Annotated in this window: 20 protein-coding genes; 4 read left to right on the top strand and 16 right to left on the bottom strand. The window is 70.9% G+C overall.

Annotated elements, in window-relative coordinates; all coding sequences use genetic code 11:
• Nucleotides 1-27: 27 nt before the first annotated feature.
• The 9 genes from Q9G87_RS54945 to Q9G87_RS54985 form a co-directional block, all read right to left on the bottom strand.
• Nucleotides 28-666 (bottom strand): adenosylcobinamide amidohydrolase, encoded by a 639-nt coding sequence (locus Q9G87_RS54945; RefSeq protein ID WP_305924672.1) that lies wholly within the window; start codon nt 664-666, stop codon nt 28-30.
• On the bottom strand, nt 663-1,436 hold the full coding sequence (locus Q9G87_RS54950; RefSeq protein ID WP_305924673.1) for an ABC transporter ATP-binding protein: 774 nt from the start codon (nt 1,434-1,436) through the stop codon (nt 663-665). The genes Q9G87_RS54945 and Q9G87_RS54950 overlap by 4 nt, the downstream gene beginning before the upstream one ends.
• Entirely contained in the window at nt 1,433-2,467 is a 1,035-nt protein-coding gene (locus Q9G87_RS54955) for a FecCD family ABC transporter permease (protein WP_305924674.1), read from the bottom strand. The genes Q9G87_RS54950 and Q9G87_RS54955 overlap by 4 nt, the downstream gene beginning before the upstream one ends.
• A gap of 2 nt (nt 2,468-2,469) precedes the next feature.
• Entirely contained in the window at nt 2,470-3,429 is a 960-nt protein-coding gene (locus tag Q9G87_RS54960; protein WP_305924675.1) for an ABC transporter substrate-binding protein, read from the bottom strand.
• A 198-nt stretch (nt 3,430-3,627) separates the two neighbouring features.
• Nucleotides 3,628-4,494, bottom strand: coding sequence for a Gfo/Idh/MocA family protein (locus Q9G87_RS54965; RefSeq protein ID WP_305924724.1), 867 nt, complete (start codon nt 4,492-4,494; stop codon nt 3,628-3,630).
• Between the two features lie 49 nt (nt 4,495-4,543).
• A complete protein-coding gene (locus Q9G87_RS54970) occupies nt 4,544-5,347 on the bottom strand; it encodes an SDR family NAD(P)-dependent oxidoreductase (RefSeq protein ID WP_305924676.1) in 804 nt (267 codons plus the stop codon).
• Nucleotides 5,344-6,537 (bottom strand): cytochrome P450, encoded by a 1,194-nt coding sequence (locus Q9G87_RS54975; protein WP_305924677.1) that lies wholly within the window; start codon nt 6,535-6,537, stop codon nt 5,344-5,346. Before Q9G87_RS54975 ends, Q9G87_RS54970 begins: the two co-directional genes overlap by 4 nt.
• Nucleotides 6,534-7,490, bottom strand: coding sequence for a phosphotriesterase family protein (locus Q9G87_RS54980; protein WP_305924678.1), 957 nt, complete (start codon nt 7,488-7,490; stop codon nt 6,534-6,536). The genes Q9G87_RS54975 and Q9G87_RS54980 overlap by 4 nt, the downstream gene beginning before the upstream one ends.
• A complete protein-coding gene (locus Q9G87_RS54985) occupies nt 7,475-8,242 on the bottom strand; it encodes a phytanoyl-CoA dioxygenase family protein (RefSeq protein ID WP_305924679.1) in 768 nt (255 codons plus the stop codon). Before Q9G87_RS54985 ends, Q9G87_RS54980 begins: the two co-directional genes overlap by 16 nt.
• A 97-nt stretch (nt 8,243-8,339) precedes the next feature.
• On the opposite strand from Q9G87_RS54985, the gene Q9G87_RS54990 reads away from it, so the two are divergent.
• Together Q9G87_RS54990 and Q9G87_RS54995 are read left to right on the top strand one after the other, a co-directional pair.
• Nucleotides 8,340-8,984 carry a hypothetical protein gene (locus Q9G87_RS54990; protein WP_305924680.1) on the top strand — a complete coding sequence of 215 codons (645 nt, stop codon included), beginning with the start codon at nt 8,340-8,342 and terminating at the stop codon, nt 8,982-8,984.
• 102 nt (nt 8,985-9,086) lie between these two features.
• Entirely contained in the window at nt 9,087-10,004 is a 918-nt protein-coding gene (locus tag Q9G87_RS54995; protein WP_305924681.1) for a TIGR03621 family F420-dependent LLM class oxidoreductase, read from the top strand.
• Here the strand turns inward: Q9G87_RS54995 and Q9G87_RS55000 are convergent.
• Entirely contained in the window at nt 9,988-10,956 is a 969-nt protein-coding gene (locus Q9G87_RS55000; RefSeq protein WP_305924682.1) for a zinc-binding dehydrogenase, read from the bottom strand. The two genes, Q9G87_RS54995 and Q9G87_RS55000, sit on opposite strands and share 17 nt — an antisense overlap.
• Before the next feature lie 58 nt (nt 10,957-11,014).
• Here Q9G87_RS55000 and Q9G87_RS55005 point away from each other — a divergent pair, with 58 nt between their 5' ends.
• Nucleotides 11,015-11,602, top strand: a complete 588-nt coding sequence (locus Q9G87_RS55005) for a histidine phosphatase family protein (RefSeq protein WP_305924683.1) — start codon at nt 11,015-11,017, stop codon at nt 11,600-11,602.
• On the opposite strand, the gene Q9G87_RS55010 is transcribed toward Q9G87_RS55005, so the two are convergent.
• The 6 genes from Q9G87_RS55010 to Q9G87_RS55035 all read right to left on the bottom strand — a co-directional run bounded on the left by Q9G87_RS55010 (nt 11,589) and on the right by Q9G87_RS55035 (nt 14,997).
• The gene (locus Q9G87_RS55010) at nt 11,589-11,855 is read right to left on the bottom strand and encodes an RNA polymerase sigma factor (RefSeq protein WP_305924684.1); all 267 of its coding nucleotides are present in this window, start codon (nt 11,853-11,855) and stop codon (nt 11,589-11,591) included. The two genes, Q9G87_RS55005 and Q9G87_RS55010, sit on opposite strands and share 14 nt — an antisense overlap.
• A 33-nt stretch (nt 11,856-11,888) precedes the next feature.
• Nucleotides 11,889-12,770 (bottom strand): maleylpyruvate isomerase mycothiol-dependent enzyme family protein, encoded by an 882-nt coding sequence (locus Q9G87_RS55015; protein WP_305924685.1) that lies wholly within the window; start codon nt 12,768-12,770, stop codon nt 11,889-11,891.
• Between the two features lie 20 nt (nt 12,771-12,790).
• Nucleotides 12,791-13,549: a hypothetical protein gene (locus tag Q9G87_RS55020; RefSeq protein ID WP_305924686.1), complete on the bottom strand. Its 759-nt coding sequence runs from the start codon at nt 13,547-13,549 to the stop codon at nt 12,791-12,793.
• Nucleotides 13,550-13,592: 43 nt separating this feature from the next.
• Nucleotides 13,593-13,850, bottom strand: a complete 258-nt coding sequence (locus Q9G87_RS55025) for a 3'-5' exonuclease family protein (protein WP_305924687.1) — start codon at nt 13,848-13,850, stop codon at nt 13,593-13,595.
• 88 nt (nt 13,851-13,938) lie between these two features.
• Complete coding sequence (locus Q9G87_RS55030) at nt 13,939-14,175, bottom strand: DUF397 domain-containing protein (protein ID WP_305924688.1); 237 nt, start codon at nt 14,173-14,175, stop codon at nt 13,939-13,941.
• Complete coding sequence (locus tag Q9G87_RS55035; protein WP_305924725.1) at nt 14,176-14,997, bottom strand: helix-turn-helix domain-containing protein; 822 nt, start codon at nt 14,995-14,997, stop codon at nt 14,176-14,178.
• 221 nt (nt 14,998-15,218) lie between these two features.
• Here Q9G87_RS55035 and Q9G87_RS55040 point away from each other — a divergent pair, with 221 nt between their 5' ends.
• Nucleotides 15,219-15,725, top strand: a complete 507-nt coding sequence (locus Q9G87_RS55040; RefSeq protein WP_305924689.1) for an ATP-binding protein — start codon at nt 15,219-15,221, stop codon at nt 15,723-15,725.
• Nucleotides 15,726-15,784: the final 59 nt, after the last annotated feature.

Raw genomic sequence — 15,784 nt, forward strand, 5'->3', positions numbered from 1 at the left:
GCCCACATGCTACTTCCCCAAATTCCTTCACTCTGAGTCACGAGGCCGCCACGCGTCGGCGCCGCGCCGCACCGCCGCGTGCACCGCCCGCGCCACCCGAGCCCCCCACTCCGACCGCGGCCCGCCGAACAACTCCTCCGGCCCATCGACCGGCACGGCCACGCACACGGCGTCCGACGCCGTCCCCGTGCCCGCGAACCCCGCCTCGATCAACGCCTGGGACTTGGCCTCCGTGACCGTCATCACGGCGTTGACCAGTGCCGCATCCGTCATGGCGACAGGCACCACGGTGACGATGTTGACGGTCCCCACCCGCATGGGAGCCAGCTCAGGGTCCTGGAAACCCTCTGGCGCGGCCGCCCACGTGGGCACCCGCAGACCCACGGTCGCGAAGGCCTCCACTCCGCCATCGGAGGCTCGCACGTAACGATCCACCGACGCGGCGGTCATCATGCCGACCCCGTCTCCCCTAGGCCCTAACGAGCGGAGGTGATCGACCGGGTCCATGCGCTCATACCCGGCCACGACCTGGGCGTTCAGCACCCATTCCCGCACCCCGATCCCCCCGCCGAGCATCGCCGAGGAGATCATCCGCCACCCGGGCCCGAACTCCCAGAGCAGCGCCCCGAGCCGGACCCCCTCCTCCACCCGATACGTCAGCTTCACGATCCTCCCCGGACCAGGTGCACGACCGGCCGCCCATCCGGCCCGGGCTCGATCTTGACATGGGCGTCGAAGTGCCGCCCCACCAATTCCTCGGTCAGCACCTGGGCGGGCTTCCCCGAGGCGACCGCCCGCCCTTCGGCGAGCAGCAGCAGGGCGTCCGCGTACAGGCCGGCGACGGTCAGGTCGTGCAGGGTGGTGACGACGGTGAGCCCGTCGGCCCGCCTGAGCCGGTCCACCAGCTCCAGCACCTGCTGCTGGTGCCCGAGGTCGAGTGCGGTGGTCGGCTCGTCGAGCAGCAGCACGGGCGCCTCCTGGGCGAGCGCCCTGGCCAGCACCACCCGCTGCCGCTCCCCGCCGGACAGCTCCCCCAAGTGGCGCGTGGCGAGGGCGGTCAGGTCCAGCCGGTCGAGCACGGACGTGGTGACCTCACGGTCGTGGCGGCTCTCCCGCCCCAGATACGGGATGTACGGCGTCCGGCCCAGCAACGCGTAGTCGAAGACCGTCATGTCGGGCGGCAGGGCGGGGGTCTGCGGCGCGTACGCCAGCAGCCTGGCGCGCTCGCGCGGTTTCAGCCCCGCCCCCGGCCGTCCGGACAGCGTGACGTCGCCCCGGTGCGCGACCAGTCCCATGACGGCCTTGAGCAGGGTGGACTTGCCGGCCCCGTTGGGCCCGATGATCGCCAGCCATTCGCCCTTGCGTACCCGGAGATCGACGTCGCGGACGACCTTGCGCTCGCCGAGCCGTACCGACAGGCCCCGGGTCCCGATCATGTGAAGGACCGCCGGGTCATGCGCAGGACCGTCACGAAGAACGGCGCTCCCACGAACATCGTCACCACGCCGATCGGCAGCTCGGCGGGCGCGAGCACGGTGCGGGCGACGAGGTCGGCCAGCACCAGGAACGCCGCGCCGCCGATGAGCGACAGCGGCAGCACGATCCGGTAGGAGCCGCCCGCGAGCCGCCGCACGACATGCGGCACGACGATGCCCACAAACCCGATCAGCCCGCTCACGGCCACGGCCGCCGCGGTGGCCAGCGACGCCGCCAGCAACACGGTGAAACGCACCCTGGCGGCCCGCAGGCCGAGGCTCGTGGCCTCCTCGTCGCCCACGGAGAGTACGTCGAGCATCCGCCCGTGCAGCAGGAGCACGACGGAGGAGACGGCGGCGTACGGGAGCACCAGCCAGAGCTGGTCCCACCCGCCGCCGACGTCGCCGAGGATCCAGGAGTAGATGCGCTGCAGCTCCTCGACCTTGAACTGCTGCACGAACGTCTGGATCGCGGTCAGGAACGACGTGACCGCCACCCCGGCCAGCACCAGCGTGGCGGTGCCGCCGGCCCGCCCGGCCGTGTTGCCGAGCGTGTAGGCCAGGAACACGCCGCCCACCGCCCCGATGAACGCCGCGACCGGGATGCTTCCGGCCACGGCGGGCAACATCACGATGGCCAGCGTCGCGGCGAGCCCCGCCCCGGCGGCGGCGCCCAGCAGGTACGGGTCGGCGAGCGGGTTGCGGAACACCCCTTGGTACGCGGCCCCGGCCATGGCCAGCAGCCCGCCGACCACGGCCGCGACGAGCACCCTGGGCAGCCGCAGCTCGTACAGCAGCCCCTGTTCGACGGGCGCGAGCCCCGAGTCGACGTGGACGAGCGGCAGCCAGTCCACCGCCTGGAGCAGCACCTGCCACGGCGAGATGTCGGCGGCCCCGTCGAGGAGCCCGGCGACCATGGACACGGCCAGCACGCCCAGGGCGCCCAGCACCCAGCGGGGTCTGGCCCTGGACGGGCCGGCCTGCCTGGTCATGCTCAGCTCGCGCCGGCCTTGGACACGGCGGCGCCGATGCTCTCGGCGAGCTGGACGATCCGCGGGCCCCACCGGGAGGCGATGTCGTCGTCGAGCTGGATCACCCGGTCGTTCTTGATGGCCGACAGATTCGCCCAGCCCGGCCGCTTGGCCAGCGTCTCCTTGCTCTGCTGGCAGCACTTGACGTCGGCCAGGAAGACCAGGTCGGGATCGGCCTGGGCCACGAACTCGGCCGACAGCTTGGGATACCCGCCGGCCGCCTCGGGCGCCTTGTCCGCGATGTTGGTGAGGCCGAACATCGAGTAGATCTGCCCGATGAAGGTCTGCGAGGTCGCCGCGTACGGCGTCTGGTCGAGCTCGTGGTAGTAGGTGAGCTTCTTGTCCTTGGGCGCCTCGGCGGCCAGCTTCTCCATGGCCGCCTTCATGCCGGAGACGACCTCGTCGGCCTTGGCCTTGTTGCCGGTGGCCGCGCCGAGCTCGGTGATCTCCTCGTACGCTTCGTCGATCTTGGTGGCGGCGGGCTGGAGCAGGACCGGCACGTTGAGCTTGCCGAGCTCGGCGACCACCTTGTCGAGGTCGTCGGAGACGATGACCAGGTCGGGATTGTGAGCCACGATGGCCTCGACGTTCGGCTTCAAGCCGGACAGGTCGGTCTTGGGGGCCTCCGGCGGGTGGTTGGACTGGTCGTCGGCCGCGACGACCTGCGGGCCCGCGCCGATGGCGAACAGGGTCTCGGTGTGGGTGGCCGAGAGGGAGATGATCCGCTCCGGCTTCTTGGTGAGCGTGACCTTGCCGTTGCCTGCCTCGATCGTGACGGGGAAGTCAGCCGAGGCAGAGGCCGGAGCGGAGGTGGTGGCGGGGGCCGAGGTGGGGGTGGCAGTGGTGGTGCCGGACTGGCCGCATCCGGCCAGCACCAGCGTTCCCAGCAGCGCGCCCGCGAAGGCCGTGCGTACGGGCCTCACGAGAAGTCCTTTCACACTGTCGGAACCGAGAGACCCGCGATGTGCGACGGATCACCCTTTTCCACGAGGGTTGATGGCGTCAGCGCAGAGGCAGGCGACCTGGCTATGACAGTTGCGGGACAGCGCCGGACTCGCACCGGACTTCGCTGCGCCCTGCGCATCGGACAAACGCTATCAATCCCCTAAATGCCGGTGTCGTCAAGGGGCGAGTTGGGCCTCGGCCTCGGCGATGATCCGCTGCAGCCTGAGCCCGTGCGCGGCGTCGAGCGGGTGGCCGCCGTTACGCACGGTCGCGGCGAACTCCTCGGCGATCACATCCAGGGGGTCGTCGTCGAAGGACGGGAGGACGGCGGTGCCGGTACGCCCGTACACGGCGAACGTGGCGGGCGGCACGTCGCCGACGGCGGCCATGCACAGCGACGCCTCGGAGACCGCGCCGCCCTCGTGCTCGAGCAGCAGGCCGGTCCAGCCGAGCGAGCTGCCGTGCGCGCGCACGCCGGTCACCCGGCCGAGCGCGGCGTCCAGCAGGTCGATCACGTGCGGGCCGACGTCGAGCAGCGCGCCGCGCTGCAGCCGCCAGGGGGTGGCGAAGGGGTGGTCGCCGAGGAGGGCGCCGGAGATGTTCGCGGCGTGGCCGCCGAAGGGCTGGATCTCGCCGCATCGGGCGAGGAAGGCGCGGGTCTGGGCGGCGTAGCGCAGGGTGAGCACCATCTGGGAGGCGACGCCCGCCTCCGCGACGGCGTCGGCCAGCCTCTGGGCCGCCTCCAGGGAGTCCCCGAGGGGCTTCTCCAGCAGCAGCGCCTTGCCGGCGCGGGCCGCGCGGGCGCCGAGCTCGGCCTGTACGGCCGGCGGCACGCAGAACGCCACGGCCTCGCAGACATCGAACAGCTCCTCGACCCGCGCGAACACGGGCGCGCCGAGCTCTGCCGCCGCCTCGGGACGCCGGGCCCACACGCCGGCCAGCCGCGTGTGCGGCCCCTTGGCCAGCATGGGCGCGTGCGCCATCCGGGCCCACGGCCCCGCCCCGATCAACCCGACCGCCACCGGCTCCATGAGACCTCCCATGGTCACCCTATGGGGCATACGTCCCGCACGTCGCCAAGCGCATCCGGCCTCACTGCTGCTCGCGCCACCGCTGGAGGGCGTGCTGGGGCCGGTGGGCCAGGGTGCCCGAGTCGATGACGAGGGTCTGGCCGGTGACGCAGCGGCTCTCGTCGCAGGCCAGGAACGCCACCAGGTTCGCCACGTCGTCCACCGTGCACGGCCACGGGAGCAGGCGTTCGGCGGCTTTGTCGGCGAGTTGCGCCGGCGTCAGGGCACGCTGGGCGGCCGGCGTCATGACGAGGGCCGGGGCGACGGCGTTGCAGCGGATGCCCCGCGCGCCGTACGCGGTCGCGACGTAGCGGGTGAAGCCGATCAGGGCCGACTTGGAGGCGCCGTACGCGGCGTGCACCGTATCGCCGACCAGGGCGGACACCGACGACATGAGCACGATGGCGCCGCCGTCGGGCATGACGGGGACCGTGTGCTTGACCATGAGCATGGCGCCGCGCAGGTTCACCTCCATGGTGCGGTCCCAGACGGCCACGTCGAGCGTCTCGAGCTCGCGGTCGCGGCCGTACACGCCGGGGTCGAACACGGCGGCGTTGACGTGCAGGATGTCGACCCGGCCGAACGACGCCACCAGGGTCGCGACCGCCTCCTCCACCTGCTTCTCGTCGGAGACGTCGCAGGTCAGCGCCATGGCCGTGCCGCCATGGGCGCGGATGGCGGAGGCTGTGGCCTTGGCGGCGGCCGCGCGCAGGTCGAGCACGCCCACGCAGGCGCCTTCGGCGGCCAGCCGGGTCGCGCAGGCCGCGCCGATCCCGGACCCGGCCCCGGTCACCAGGGCGACGCGCCCGTCGAAGCGGCCGGTCACCACGCCACCCGCAGCGAGGTCAGGCCGCGGCCGACGATGGACTTCCTGAAGGCGACCGGCCGGCCGGGCACGAGCCGCAGGCTGGGCAGGCGGCGGCCGAGCACGTCGAGCGCGGTGCGCAGCTGGAGGCGGCCGAGCGCGGCGCCCACGCAGAAGTGGATCCCGTAGCCGAAGACCATGTGGTCGGCGGCGTTCGGCCGGTCGATCCAGAAACGTTCGGGGTCGGGGAAGACGGTCTCGTCGTGGGCGGCGGAATCGGTGGACAGCAGGACGAGGGCGCCGGCGGGGATCGTCACGCCATGGAGTGAGAGGTCCGTCGCGGCGTACCGGAAGGAGCCCAGCGAGGCGCCGTCGATGCGCATGCACTCCTCGGCCGCGTTCGCTACCTGCTCCGGCGGCACCGGCCAGGCGTCCTCCCTGAGCAGGCGCAGGACGGTGTTGCCGAGCTGGTTCGGCACGGTGTCGTTGCCGCCGAGCAGGATCGTGGAGATCAGCTCGACCACCTCCCTGTGGGTCAGCTCGGCACCGATCAGTGAGGTCATCAGCGAGGTGAAGTCGTCCTGCGGGTCCTTGGCCCGGGCGGCCACCAGGCGGTCCACGTAGTCGAGGTAAGTCAGGAAGCTGCCGGCGAGCTCCAGCTGGCGCTGCGGCGGCTGCGGTGACAGGAAGAGCTGGAACCAGTCCTTGACGTGCGCCTGCACGAACGACTCGTCCGACTCCGGCACCCCGATGAAGCGGGCGGTCAGCTTGATCGACGGCTCGTGCCCGATCTCGGCCACGAAGTCGGCCCCGCCCTGTGGGGCGATCCTGTCGAGGAGGTCTTCGTTGAGCGTCCGGAACGTGTCCTCCATGGCGGCGACGGCACGCGGCGTGAACGCCCTGGACACCGACCGGCGCAGCCTGGTGTGGTCGGGCGGGTCCACGTTCGCCACGAAGCTGGACAGGAACGAGCCGTGCTCGCCCAGTTTCTCCCTGGTCTCGGCGGTCAGGCTGCGGGAGATCGTCAGCGAGCCCTTGGAGGAGAAGCGCCGGGGGTCGCCGTAGGCCGCCCGCACGTCGGCGTAGCGGGTCAGAACGTACGCCTGGAGATGCTCGCTCCAGAACACCGGCGACTCCTCGCGGAGCCGGGCGAGGAACGGGTACGGGCCGGCGACGTGCCAGTCCGAGCTGACGTCGAAGTCCTTGATCACGTGAAGATCCTCCGCGGGTTGTCGACGAGCATCTGGTGGAGCTGGTCGTCCGTGACGCCCCTCTTGCGGAGCTCGGGCATGACGTCGCGGGAGATGTGGAGGAGGTGGTAGTTCGGGTGACGCTGCCGGACGACGTCGGCGTCGAATCGGTCGTTGAAGCAGTACGAGTCATGACCTAAGACCATTTTTCCGGCGTGTCCGCGCTCGCACATCGCCGCCACCACCGACACCCGGTCCTCGAACGAGCTGATCGTCTCGATGCCGTAGCGGTCCATGCCCAGGTAGGAGCCGTTCGCGACCAGCTCTTCGAGGTAGGCCACGTCGGTCGAGTCCCCGGCGTGCCCGATCACCACCCGGCCGAGGTCGACTCCGAGCGAGCCGAGCAGGCGCTGCTGTTCCAGGCCGCCCTCGCTGGCGCTGTGAGAGTGTGTGGTGATCGGCGCGCCGGTCTCCAGATGCGCCTCGGCGACCGCCCGGAACACCCGCTCACAGCCCTTCGTCATGCCGAGGTGGTCGGAAGCGCACTTGAGCATGGCGGCCTTGACGCCGGTCCGCCCGATGCCCTCGACGATGTCGCGTACGAAGAACTCCGCCAGCCGATCGGGACCGCCGAACAAGGACCCGGGACCGCGGTTGCCGAAGTACGGCGGCAGCACGTCATAGGTGTAGAGCCCCGTGGCGGCCACGATGTTCACGCTGGTCAGCTCGGCCACCCGCTGCACGGACGGGATGTGCCGGCCGAGACCGACCACGGTCAGGTCCACGATCGTGTCGATGCCCTCGGCCTTCAGCGCCTCCAGCTTGCCCGCCGCCTCCCGGGCCCGCGTCTCCAGGTCCCACCCCTCCGGAATGTCCGGCCAGTTCCAAAGGATCTCCGGGCTCAGCCCGAAGACGTGCTCGTGCATGAGCGTCGCCCCGAGGTCGGCGACCGGGCCTCTCACGGTCTCAGGCACGGGAACCTCTCGTGCTCGAACGGCCGGTTGACCTCGAGCCCGAGCCCGTCGGTCTGCGTGTACGGCAGGCCGGTGTAGAGCGCGTCGGCGTCGAAGTAGGTGACGGTGAACGACAGCCGCGGGCTGTCGTGGCGGTTGGCGGGCGCGCCGTGCACGGTCAGCGCGTGATGCACGGTCGCGTCGCCGGCCTTGAGGTCGAGCGGTGGGGACACCTCCAGCTCCTTCAGCCATGGGTGCTGGCTGAGCTGGTCGTCCCCGGGCCGGGTGAAGCTGCGCCCGAGCAGCCCGTGGCGGTGCGACCCTTCGTAGAACCTGAGCGAGCCCATGTCGGCGGGCACGTCGGCCAGCGCCAGCCATACGGTCAGCATGGCCGAGCGGTCCATGGGCATCCAGGGGAAGTCCTGGTGGAACTCGGTGGCGCCGTGCTCGCCGGCCTCCTTGACCAGGAGATTGGTGACCTGCACGCGGACGGCCCGGACGCCGCGCAGCAGCCGTACGGCGTTGCGGCCCATCTGAGGGCTCAAGGTCAGCGCGCCGAACATCTCGTCGCTCGCCGCGATGTCCCTCGACTGCCCGAACGCCTGGTCGACCAGCGTCTGCTTGCTCTTCGCCCGGCCGCTCAGGTAGCCGGCGGCCCGCTCGCGCAGCTCGCCCGCGGTGCCGGGATCGATGAGCCGGCCGAGCCGCACCCAGCCATGTTCGTGGAAGAACGCCACCTCGTCGTCGGTGGCCTGGCGCACCGGGATCTCCATGGCCCCAGTCTCGCACCTGAAGCAAGCGCTTGGTAAGAGACGATTTTGAGTAGCCCCTACTCATGCGGCCGGCGCGCGCCGGCCGCACCCTCGGGGCATGACCATAGTTGAGACACCCCCTGCGACGGCCGGTTTCACCCGGTACGCCATGATCACCTGTGCGGTGGTCGCGCCGCTCACGCTCGCCCTCTCGCTGCTGTTCGCACCCTTCACCACTACGGCCGAGGGCGAGCCGTACATCCGGGGCCTCGTCGCCAACCTCGACAGCTATCCCCTGTGGAGCTGGATCAGTGTCCTGAGCTTCGTCACGTTCATCCCGGCGATCTTCGCGGTGAGCAAGGTGGCCAGGTCGGGGCGGCCGGTGCTCGGCTTGGCAGGGATGATCCTCGCGTTCATCCTGGCGCTGCCGGTCACGGTGAACACCGACGACGTGATCTACGCGGCGGCCAAGGCAGGGCTGGACGTGCCGACCACGAACCGGCTGATCACGGAGCTGAACGAAGGGCTGCCGACCTCGCTGCTCGGGTTCACGTTCTTCTTCAGCCTGCTCGGCTTCGTCCTGCTGGGCATCGCGGCGCTGAGCAGCGCGGCGCCGAAGTGGGCCGCCATCGCCATGATCGTGGCGCCGTTCCTCATCCCGATCGCTTGGATCGCCCAACTGGGCAACCTGGCGGCAGGCGCGGCCTGGCTCGTCTTCGCCGCCGCCTCCGGGGGCATCGCCCTCGCCCTGCCACGCTCTTGACGGCTCAGCGCACCTCCGCCCTGGGGAGCGCGACGGCACGTTCAGGGAGGCTTTCCCCATAAGGTTTCCCCCAAGCGCTTGCTTGACGACCTAGGAGGACACGTGCGGCCGTTCAGGTTCGGGGCTGTGGTGCGGGAGGCGGAGTCCGGGAAGGCGTGGGCCGAGAAGGCCAGACGGCTGGAAGGGGCCGGGTTCGATGTGCTCCTGGTGCCCGATCACCTGGTCGGGCCCCGGTTCGGGCCCATCGCGGCGCTGACCGCGGCCGCCTGCGCCACCGACCGGCTGCGGGTGGGGACGCTGGTGTTCGCCAACGACTTCAGGCACCCGGCGGTGCTGGCCAAGGAGGCGGCGACGCTCGACCTGCTGTCCGGCGGGCGGCTGGAGGTCGGGATCGGGACCGGCTGGATGGCGGGCGACTACGCCGGAGGGGGGATGGCGCTGGAGGCGCCCGGGGTGCGGGTGGAGCGGCTGCGGGAGGCGGTCGCGGTGCTCAAGGGGCTCTGGGGGGACGGGGCGTTCGACTTCCGCGGTGACCACTATCGGATCGACGGGCTCGACCAGCAGCCCAAGCCCGTGCAGCGGCCGCATCCGCCTCTGGTGCTGGGCGGCGGCGGGCCGCGGGTGTTGCGGCTGGCGGCCGAGCAGGCCGACGTCGTCAACATCGGGATGCGGGTGAGGCCGGACGGCAGCGGGCCCGACACGCGGGACGGCGGTCTTGAGGCGTTTCTAGGCAAGCTCCGCCACGTCCGCGCGGCCGCCGGTGACCGCTACGCCCGCCTGGAGCTGGGCACGAGCGTGGTCCAGGCGGGCCGGCGGAAGGCGGAGGAGGCGTGGAGCGCGGCCGACAGCTCGTCGCTGGACGAGACACCCCAGGTGCTCCTCGGTACGCAGCGCGAGATGGTCGACAAACTCCGTTATTGGCGGGATGAGCACGATATTTCGTACTTTGTCGTGCACCACGAGCGCGACCTCCCCGCCCTCGTCCCCGTCGTCGCGGAGCTCGCTACGGCACGAGGATGACCTTGCCCATGGTGTTCCTGCTCTCCAGCGCCTCGTGCGCCGCAGCGGCCCGGGCCAGGGGGAACGCCTGGACGGCGGGCGTGAGCGACCCGTCGGCGACCGCGTCGAGAGCCCGGGCCGCCAGGTCGCCCACACCCCCGTCGCGGCCGAGGAGGTAGGCGATCCCCTCGTACACGGTCACGTCCCGCGCCGCGGCGTCCTCCTTGCCGGGGACGAACCACTCGCCGGCCGCCGCCCCGAAGACCACGTACCGGCCGCCCCGCCCGAGCAGCCCGTACGCCGCGCGCCCGAGCTCGTCGCCGACGCCGTCGAAGGTCACGGTGACCTCGCCGAACGCCTCCCGCACCAGCTTGTCCCACCCGGGCTGCCGGTAGTCCACGGCCAGGTCCGCGCCGAGCTCCTCGGCCCGCGCCACCTTCGCGGGCCCGCCGGCCGCCCCGATCACGCGGGCGCCGGCCCGGCGCGCGTACTGCACGAGCAGCGTCCCGATGCCGCCGGCCGCGGCCGTGGCCAGCACCACGTCGGACGGGCTCAAGGGCGCCAGCTCCAGCAGGCCGAACGTGGTGGCCCCCGTGGTGTTCATGGCCACCGCCGGACCGTAGTCCACGTGGTCCGGCAGCGTGGTGAGCGAGGAGGCGGGGGCCACGGCGAGCGAGGCGTACCCTCCCGAAGTCACGCCGGACGTCACCACGCGGCGTCCCACGAACTCGGCGGGCACCCCCTCGCCCACGGACTCCACCACGCCGGCGATCTCCGTCCCGAGGACGGCGGGCAGCGGCGGCGCGGGGTGCGGTCCGACGGCCTGCCCCTGGCGCATGAGGGTCTCGATGAAGTGGAGCCCGACGGCGTGGACGGCCATGCGGGCGTCTCCCGGCCCGGGCGCCGGATCGGGAACGGTCTCAAGGCGGAGGTTGGCGGCGGGGCCGTATGTGTGCAGTCTGATCGCATCCATGCCCCCACCCTGCTACCTCAAGCTTGGTTGAGGTCAACCGTGCCGGATGATGGAGTCCATGGATGAGATGCTGCTGCTCCGGCACGGTGAGACCGAATGGAGCAAGGCGGGCCGGCACACCGGACGTACGGACCTGCCTTTGACGGAGCACGGCGAGGATCAGGCCCGGGCGCTGGCGCCGCTGGTCAAGGAGTCGTTCGACCTGGTGCTGGTCTCCCCCGCCCAGCGCGCGAGGCGGACGGCGGAGCTGGCCGGGCTGACGGACTTCGAGGTGGATCCGGACTTGTGGGAGTGGGACTACGGCGGCTACGAGGGCATCACCACGCCGAAGATCCGCGAGACCCGGCCCGGCTGGTACCTGTGGCGCGACGGCGTGATCCCCGGCGACGCCGAGCACCCCGGCGAGAGCGCCGCCCAGGTGGCCGCCCGCGCCGACCGGGTGATCGCACGGGCCAGGGCGGCCGAGGGGCGGGTGGCGCTGGTCGCGCACGGGCACTTCCTGCGGGTCCTGGCGGCGCGCTGGCTGGGCCTGGGGCCCGCGGAGGGCCGGCTGCTCAAGCTCGAGACCGGCACGTATTCGCGGCTCGGGTTCGAGCACGCCGAACCGGTGCTGCTGACCTGGAACGCCCCGGTCAACTCACCTTAGAGCGCAGCGCCGACTCGTGCAGCGCGCGGCTGACCAGCCAGCCGCGCAGCGAGCCGAGGCTCGGGTCGTACGACAGGGGCTGCTCCCAGAGGGCGACGAACACGCTCTGGGTGATCTCCTCGGCGTACTGCCGGCTTCCGGTGATCTTGGCGGCGACGCCGTACACGTGCGGACCGTGCTGATCGTAGGCGTCGGCCAGCGCGTCGAGGTCACCGGCCGTCAGCCGCGCGCACAGCTCCATGTCAGTGTTCATTGGCCTCACTCCGCGAGGCGGGCTCGGTCGCCATCAGTCGCACCCCAGCGTCGCGGCGGCACGGATCAGGTCGCGGGCGAGGACGGGGTCGCCCTCGGCGGCGTAGGGGAAGGAGCCGGGTGGCCATCGGTTGGCCAGCAGCCGGCAGAAGCCCACCGCGTCGGCCGAGATGAGCACGGCGACATGGTCGGAGGCAGGCGAGAGCGGGATCGTCCAGGTGCCGCCGCCGGGCCCGGTCAGCATGAAGGTCGCCGACACGTCGCGGCGCGGCCCCGTCACGGCGCGCGGCAGCAGCGCCAGCCCGAACTCGGCGATCATGTGCACGTGCTCGTCGCGCGGCGCGGACGTGGAGCCGCCGGTGGCGGCCCTGATGTCATCGGTGTGGGTCCAGGTCTCGAACGTGCGCTGGATCATGGCCTGGCGCAGCGGCGCGCGGGCCGGCCGTGCCCCCGCCAGGGTCACCTCGACGCCGAGCAGGACCTCGTTGCTGGAGGAGACGCGTTCGAGCAGGGTGCCCGCCTGCTCGCGCCAGCGCCGGTGCACCGTCGCGGCGCCGGCCGCCGGCACGCCCATGAAGTGGGCGAGAGCGGCGTCGTTGGCCGCCAGATGCTCGACCATGCCCCTGATCGTGCCGTGCTTGGCGACCGGGGCCTCCCATTGGGCCAGGCTCAGCTCGGCCAGCAGGTCGTCCATGATCGCGACCTGCTCGGCGTACGGCACCGCCACGGACGCCACCCCTACCAGAGCCGGGCTGCGGCGGCGGCGTGCCTTGGACAACACCGCCTCGCGTAACGTGGGTGGCGGCGCGAGCGCGGTGTCCGGTCGGTCGAGCAGCGTGATGGCCGCGCTGCACTCAGGACACGACGCGACGTGATCGTCGGGACTCTGTCCGTTGTAGAGGTATGAATCCGTCATGGCCACCTCCGCAGCCGACGCTAACCCGGCAGCTCCCCGGGCGCCAGGCGACAGCCGGGGAACGGTGCCAGAAGCGTCTCACGCCACGGGCCGTCAAGGTAGTCGCGAGCCCGTTTTCCCCAGTCCAGCAGCCGGGAATCGGGCGCGACCTCATCGTCGAGGCCGAGGGCGGCGTCGCGGGCACGCTGCGTGGCCAGGTGGTCGTCAAGCGAGACGGCCCACAGGGTGACCGCCTCGGTGTCGCAGAACAGCACCTCGTACAGGCCGACCAGGCTGTGGCCGTGCTCGGCGAGCAGCGGGGCGCGCTCGGCGCGTACGGCGGCGAGGTAGTCGAGCGCGGCCCCGGGGCGGACCCGGGCGCTCTCGAAGAGGTAGAGCTCGGCGGCGGGCGCCTCGGCCAGCGGCGGGCAGCCGGGCACGGCGCCGAGCGGCCGGGAGAACGCGGAGAATCGCAGGTCGTCGATGTCGGACAGGAACAGTTTGGCGTCGACCCCTTGGTAGATCTCCATCATCTGCCGCCAGCCGCCCTCCCACCCGCCGTGGCAGTCCCACAGCGTGACGGCTTTGAACTGCGGGTGGCCGGTGATGCCGACGGCGTAGAAGGCGCCGACGAGGTCGATCTCGCGGGACCTGATGGAGGTGCCGGAGGTGAGCTCGGGAGCGGTGCGGGTCTCGTCCTCGCGTTTGTACGTGGTCAGCCAGGTCAGATACTCCAGCGGCCGTCTGGAGTTCATCGGCCTGAAATCGACCTCCTCGAGCAGGTGGATCGCGCGCCGCACCACGCCTCCTCTACCAAGCGGTTGCTTGGCATGAGGATAGCGATCAGGCCAGCGCTTGGGAAGGCTGCGGCCCTCGGCCCGTGAGCCACTCCAGCACCCTGCGGTGCCCCGAGGTGGCGTCTTCGAAGTGGCCCCAGTGCCAGTAGCGCGGTTGGTCGCGGATGCCGGTCACCCACGTCCGATAGGAGACGGAGGCGCCCGTCGTCGTGGGCGCCACGCCATAAGTGCGAATCACGACCTTGCCGCCCGGCGCGAACAGCACGTCGTCGGCGATCGGATACAGGGTCATCTGGTCGAGCATGACCTGAATCCTGACCTGGGGACGAGGCCGGGCGGTTACGCCTCCGGCGCACCCCCGTTAAGCAGGCACGCCGGAGGTTAACACGGTGTTACACGAGGAGGCCGTCGAATTCTCCGTCCTTCACGCCGAGCACTAGGGCCCGGATCTCGTCGCGTGTGTAGATGAGGGCAGGGCCGTCGGGGAAGCGCGAGTTGCGCACCGCGATGGCGCCGTCGGGCAGCTGCGCGAGCTCCACGCAGTTGCCCTGCGAGTTGCTGTAGCGGCTCTTGCGCCAGGCGACCTGCGTCAGATCGGTCGCCGGCATGCCGTTGTAGGTCTGGTTCATCTAAATCTTTCTGAGAAGACCGCCGATGAGCTCGACGGTGCCCCCTGGCGTGGTGCTTTCCACGCACAGCTGCTCCATGGCCGTGAGGTACGGATCGACGTCCTCACGCTTGTCCAGGTACAGGGCACCCCAGAGTTGCTCGACGTAGACAACGTCCGACAAGTCGGACTCGGGAAACCGCAAGATGCTGAACGCACCCCCCTCAGCGGCGTGCTTGCCGAATCTGAAGGGCATCACCTGAATGGTGATGTTGGGCAGGGCAGCGACCTCCAGCAGATGCTGGAGCTGCTCGCGCATGACCTCCCGTCCGCCGATGGTCCGCATGAGCGCCGCCTCGTCGATGACGGCCCACAGCCGGGGTCCGTCCTTCTGGCTGAAGCGCTCCTGACGCTGCATGCGCAGGTGCACGCGGCGTTCGATTCTGTCGGAACCCGCATCGGGGTGGCCCAGCTGAAAGACCGATCGCGCGTACGAGGCCGTCTGCAGCAGGCCCGGCACGAACTGCACCTCATAGGTGCGGATCACACTCGCGGCCTCCTCCAGGCCCACGTAAGTGGTGAACCACGCGGGCAGCTCGGCCGAATACTTGTGCCACCACCCGGGGGTGTTGGCCTCGCGAACCATCTCCAGCAGAGCTCGGCGGTCGGCGTCGTCGACGACGCCGTACAGGGTGAGAAGGTCTTCCACGTCACGTGTCTTGAATCCGACACGGCCGAGCTCCATACGACTGATCTTGGACTCGGACGCCCGGATGTGGAATCCGGCCTGTGCCCGGTCAAGCCCGCTGGCTTCACGCAGGCGCCTCAGGCTCGCCCCCAGCATGATGCGCCGAACGGTCGAGCCGGAACCGGGCGGATCAATGGACACGTGCTGCTCCTTGGTCGTTTCCTCGCGACACAGTCTGTCACTTCACGGCCGAAAGATCATGGCCGCGGGCAAGATCCCCTTTCCCCCATATTGACCATTTGATGGCTACCGTAGCGTGTGCACGGATTGTCTGCACGTGCATTCGCTCTTGCACCTGCACGAGAGTTTGCCGCACAATGATCACCGTGCAATCCACCACGGCGCCGCCCGGCCAGTGGACCACGTTCGATTGGTGGCCCCCGCTCGGCTGGTGGCCGGAGGCGGCACGCGATCTGCTGGTCCCCGGGCCTTACGCGAGCGCCACCTTCGTGCTCCCGCCCACCCCGTCCTCGGTCCACTCCGCCCGCAGCTTCACCGTCGGCGCCCTGACGGGATGGGGGCTCTCCGAGCTGATCGAGAACATGGAGCTGGTGGTCTCCGAGCTGGCGACCAACGCGTTGCGCCACGGCCTGCGCCTGACCGGCTCGCCGCGCGACTGCCCCGTCCACATGTCGCTCGTCCGCCAGGGACCACTGGTGACCTGCGCCTTCACCGATCCAGGCTCCTCGGTGCCGGTGCTGCGCTACCCTGGGCCCCTGGACACCGGTGGCCTCGGACTCCACATCGTCGAATCACTCAGCCACCGCTGGGGCTGGTCGGCGCTGACACCTCAAGGGAAGATCGTCTGGGCAGTCCTCTCCTGACCGGAGGTGGTCTGCATTACCGTGGATGGTCATGGCTCACGGTGAGTCCCGCGTGCGAC

Source organism: Nonomuraea turcica, assembly GCF_030718205.1.
In the GTDB taxonomy this organism is placed as follows: Bacteria; Actinomycetota; Actinomycetes; order Streptosporangiales; family Streptosporangiaceae; genus Nonomuraea.

Bases quoted from the DNA above. Each gene is read 5' to 3' on its own strand.
- Q9G87_RS54950 (WP_305924673.1), bottom strand. From the start codon at position 1,436: ATGATCGGGACCCGGGGCCTGTCGGTACGGCTCGGCGAGCGCAAGGTC.
- Q9G87_RS54955 (WP_305924674.1), bottom strand. From the start codon at position 2,467: ATGACCAGGCAGGCCGGCCCGTCCAGGGCCAGACCCCGCTGGGTGCTG.
- Q9G87_RS54965 (WP_305924724.1), bottom strand. From the start codon at position 4,494: ATGGGAGGTCTCATGGAGCCGGTGGCGGTCGGGTTGATCGGGGCGGGG.
- Q9G87_RS54985 (WP_305924679.1), bottom strand. From the start codon at position 8,242: ATGGAGATCCCGGTGCGCCAGGCCACCGACGACGAGGTGGCGTTCTTC.
- Q9G87_RS54990 (WP_305924680.1), top strand. From the start codon at position 8,340: ATGACCATAGTTGAGACACCCCCTGCGACGGCCGGTTTCACCCGGTAC.
- Q9G87_RS55000 (WP_305924682.1), bottom strand. From the start codon at position 10,956: ATGGATGCGATCAGACTGCACACATACGGCCCCGCCGCCAACCTCCGC.
- Q9G87_RS55005 (WP_305924683.1), top strand. From the start codon at position 11,015: ATGGATGAGATGCTGCTGCTCCGGCACGGTGAGACCGAATGGAGCAAG.
- Q9G87_RS55010 (WP_305924684.1), bottom strand. From the start codon at position 11,855: ATGAACACTGACATGGAGCTGTGCGCGCGGCTGACGGCCGGTGACCTC.
- Q9G87_RS55015 (WP_305924685.1), bottom strand. From the start codon at position 12,770: ATGACGGATTCATACCTCTACAACGGACAGAGTCCCGACGATCACGTC.
- Q9G87_RS55025 (WP_305924687.1), bottom strand. From the start codon at position 13,850: ATGCTCGACCAGATGACCCTGTATCCGATCGCCGACGACGTGCTGTTC.
- Q9G87_RS55030 (WP_305924688.1), bottom strand. From the start codon at position 14,175: ATGAACCAGACCTACAACGGCATGCCGGCGACCGATCTGACGCAGGTC.
- Q9G87_RS55035 (WP_305924725.1), bottom strand. From the start codon at position 14,997: ATGCTGGGGGCGAGCCTGAGGCGCCTGCGTGAAGCCAGCGGGCTTGAC.
- Q9G87_RS55040 (WP_305924689.1), top strand. From the start codon at position 15,219: ATGATCACCGTGCAATCCACCACGGCGCCGCCCGGCCAGTGGACCACG.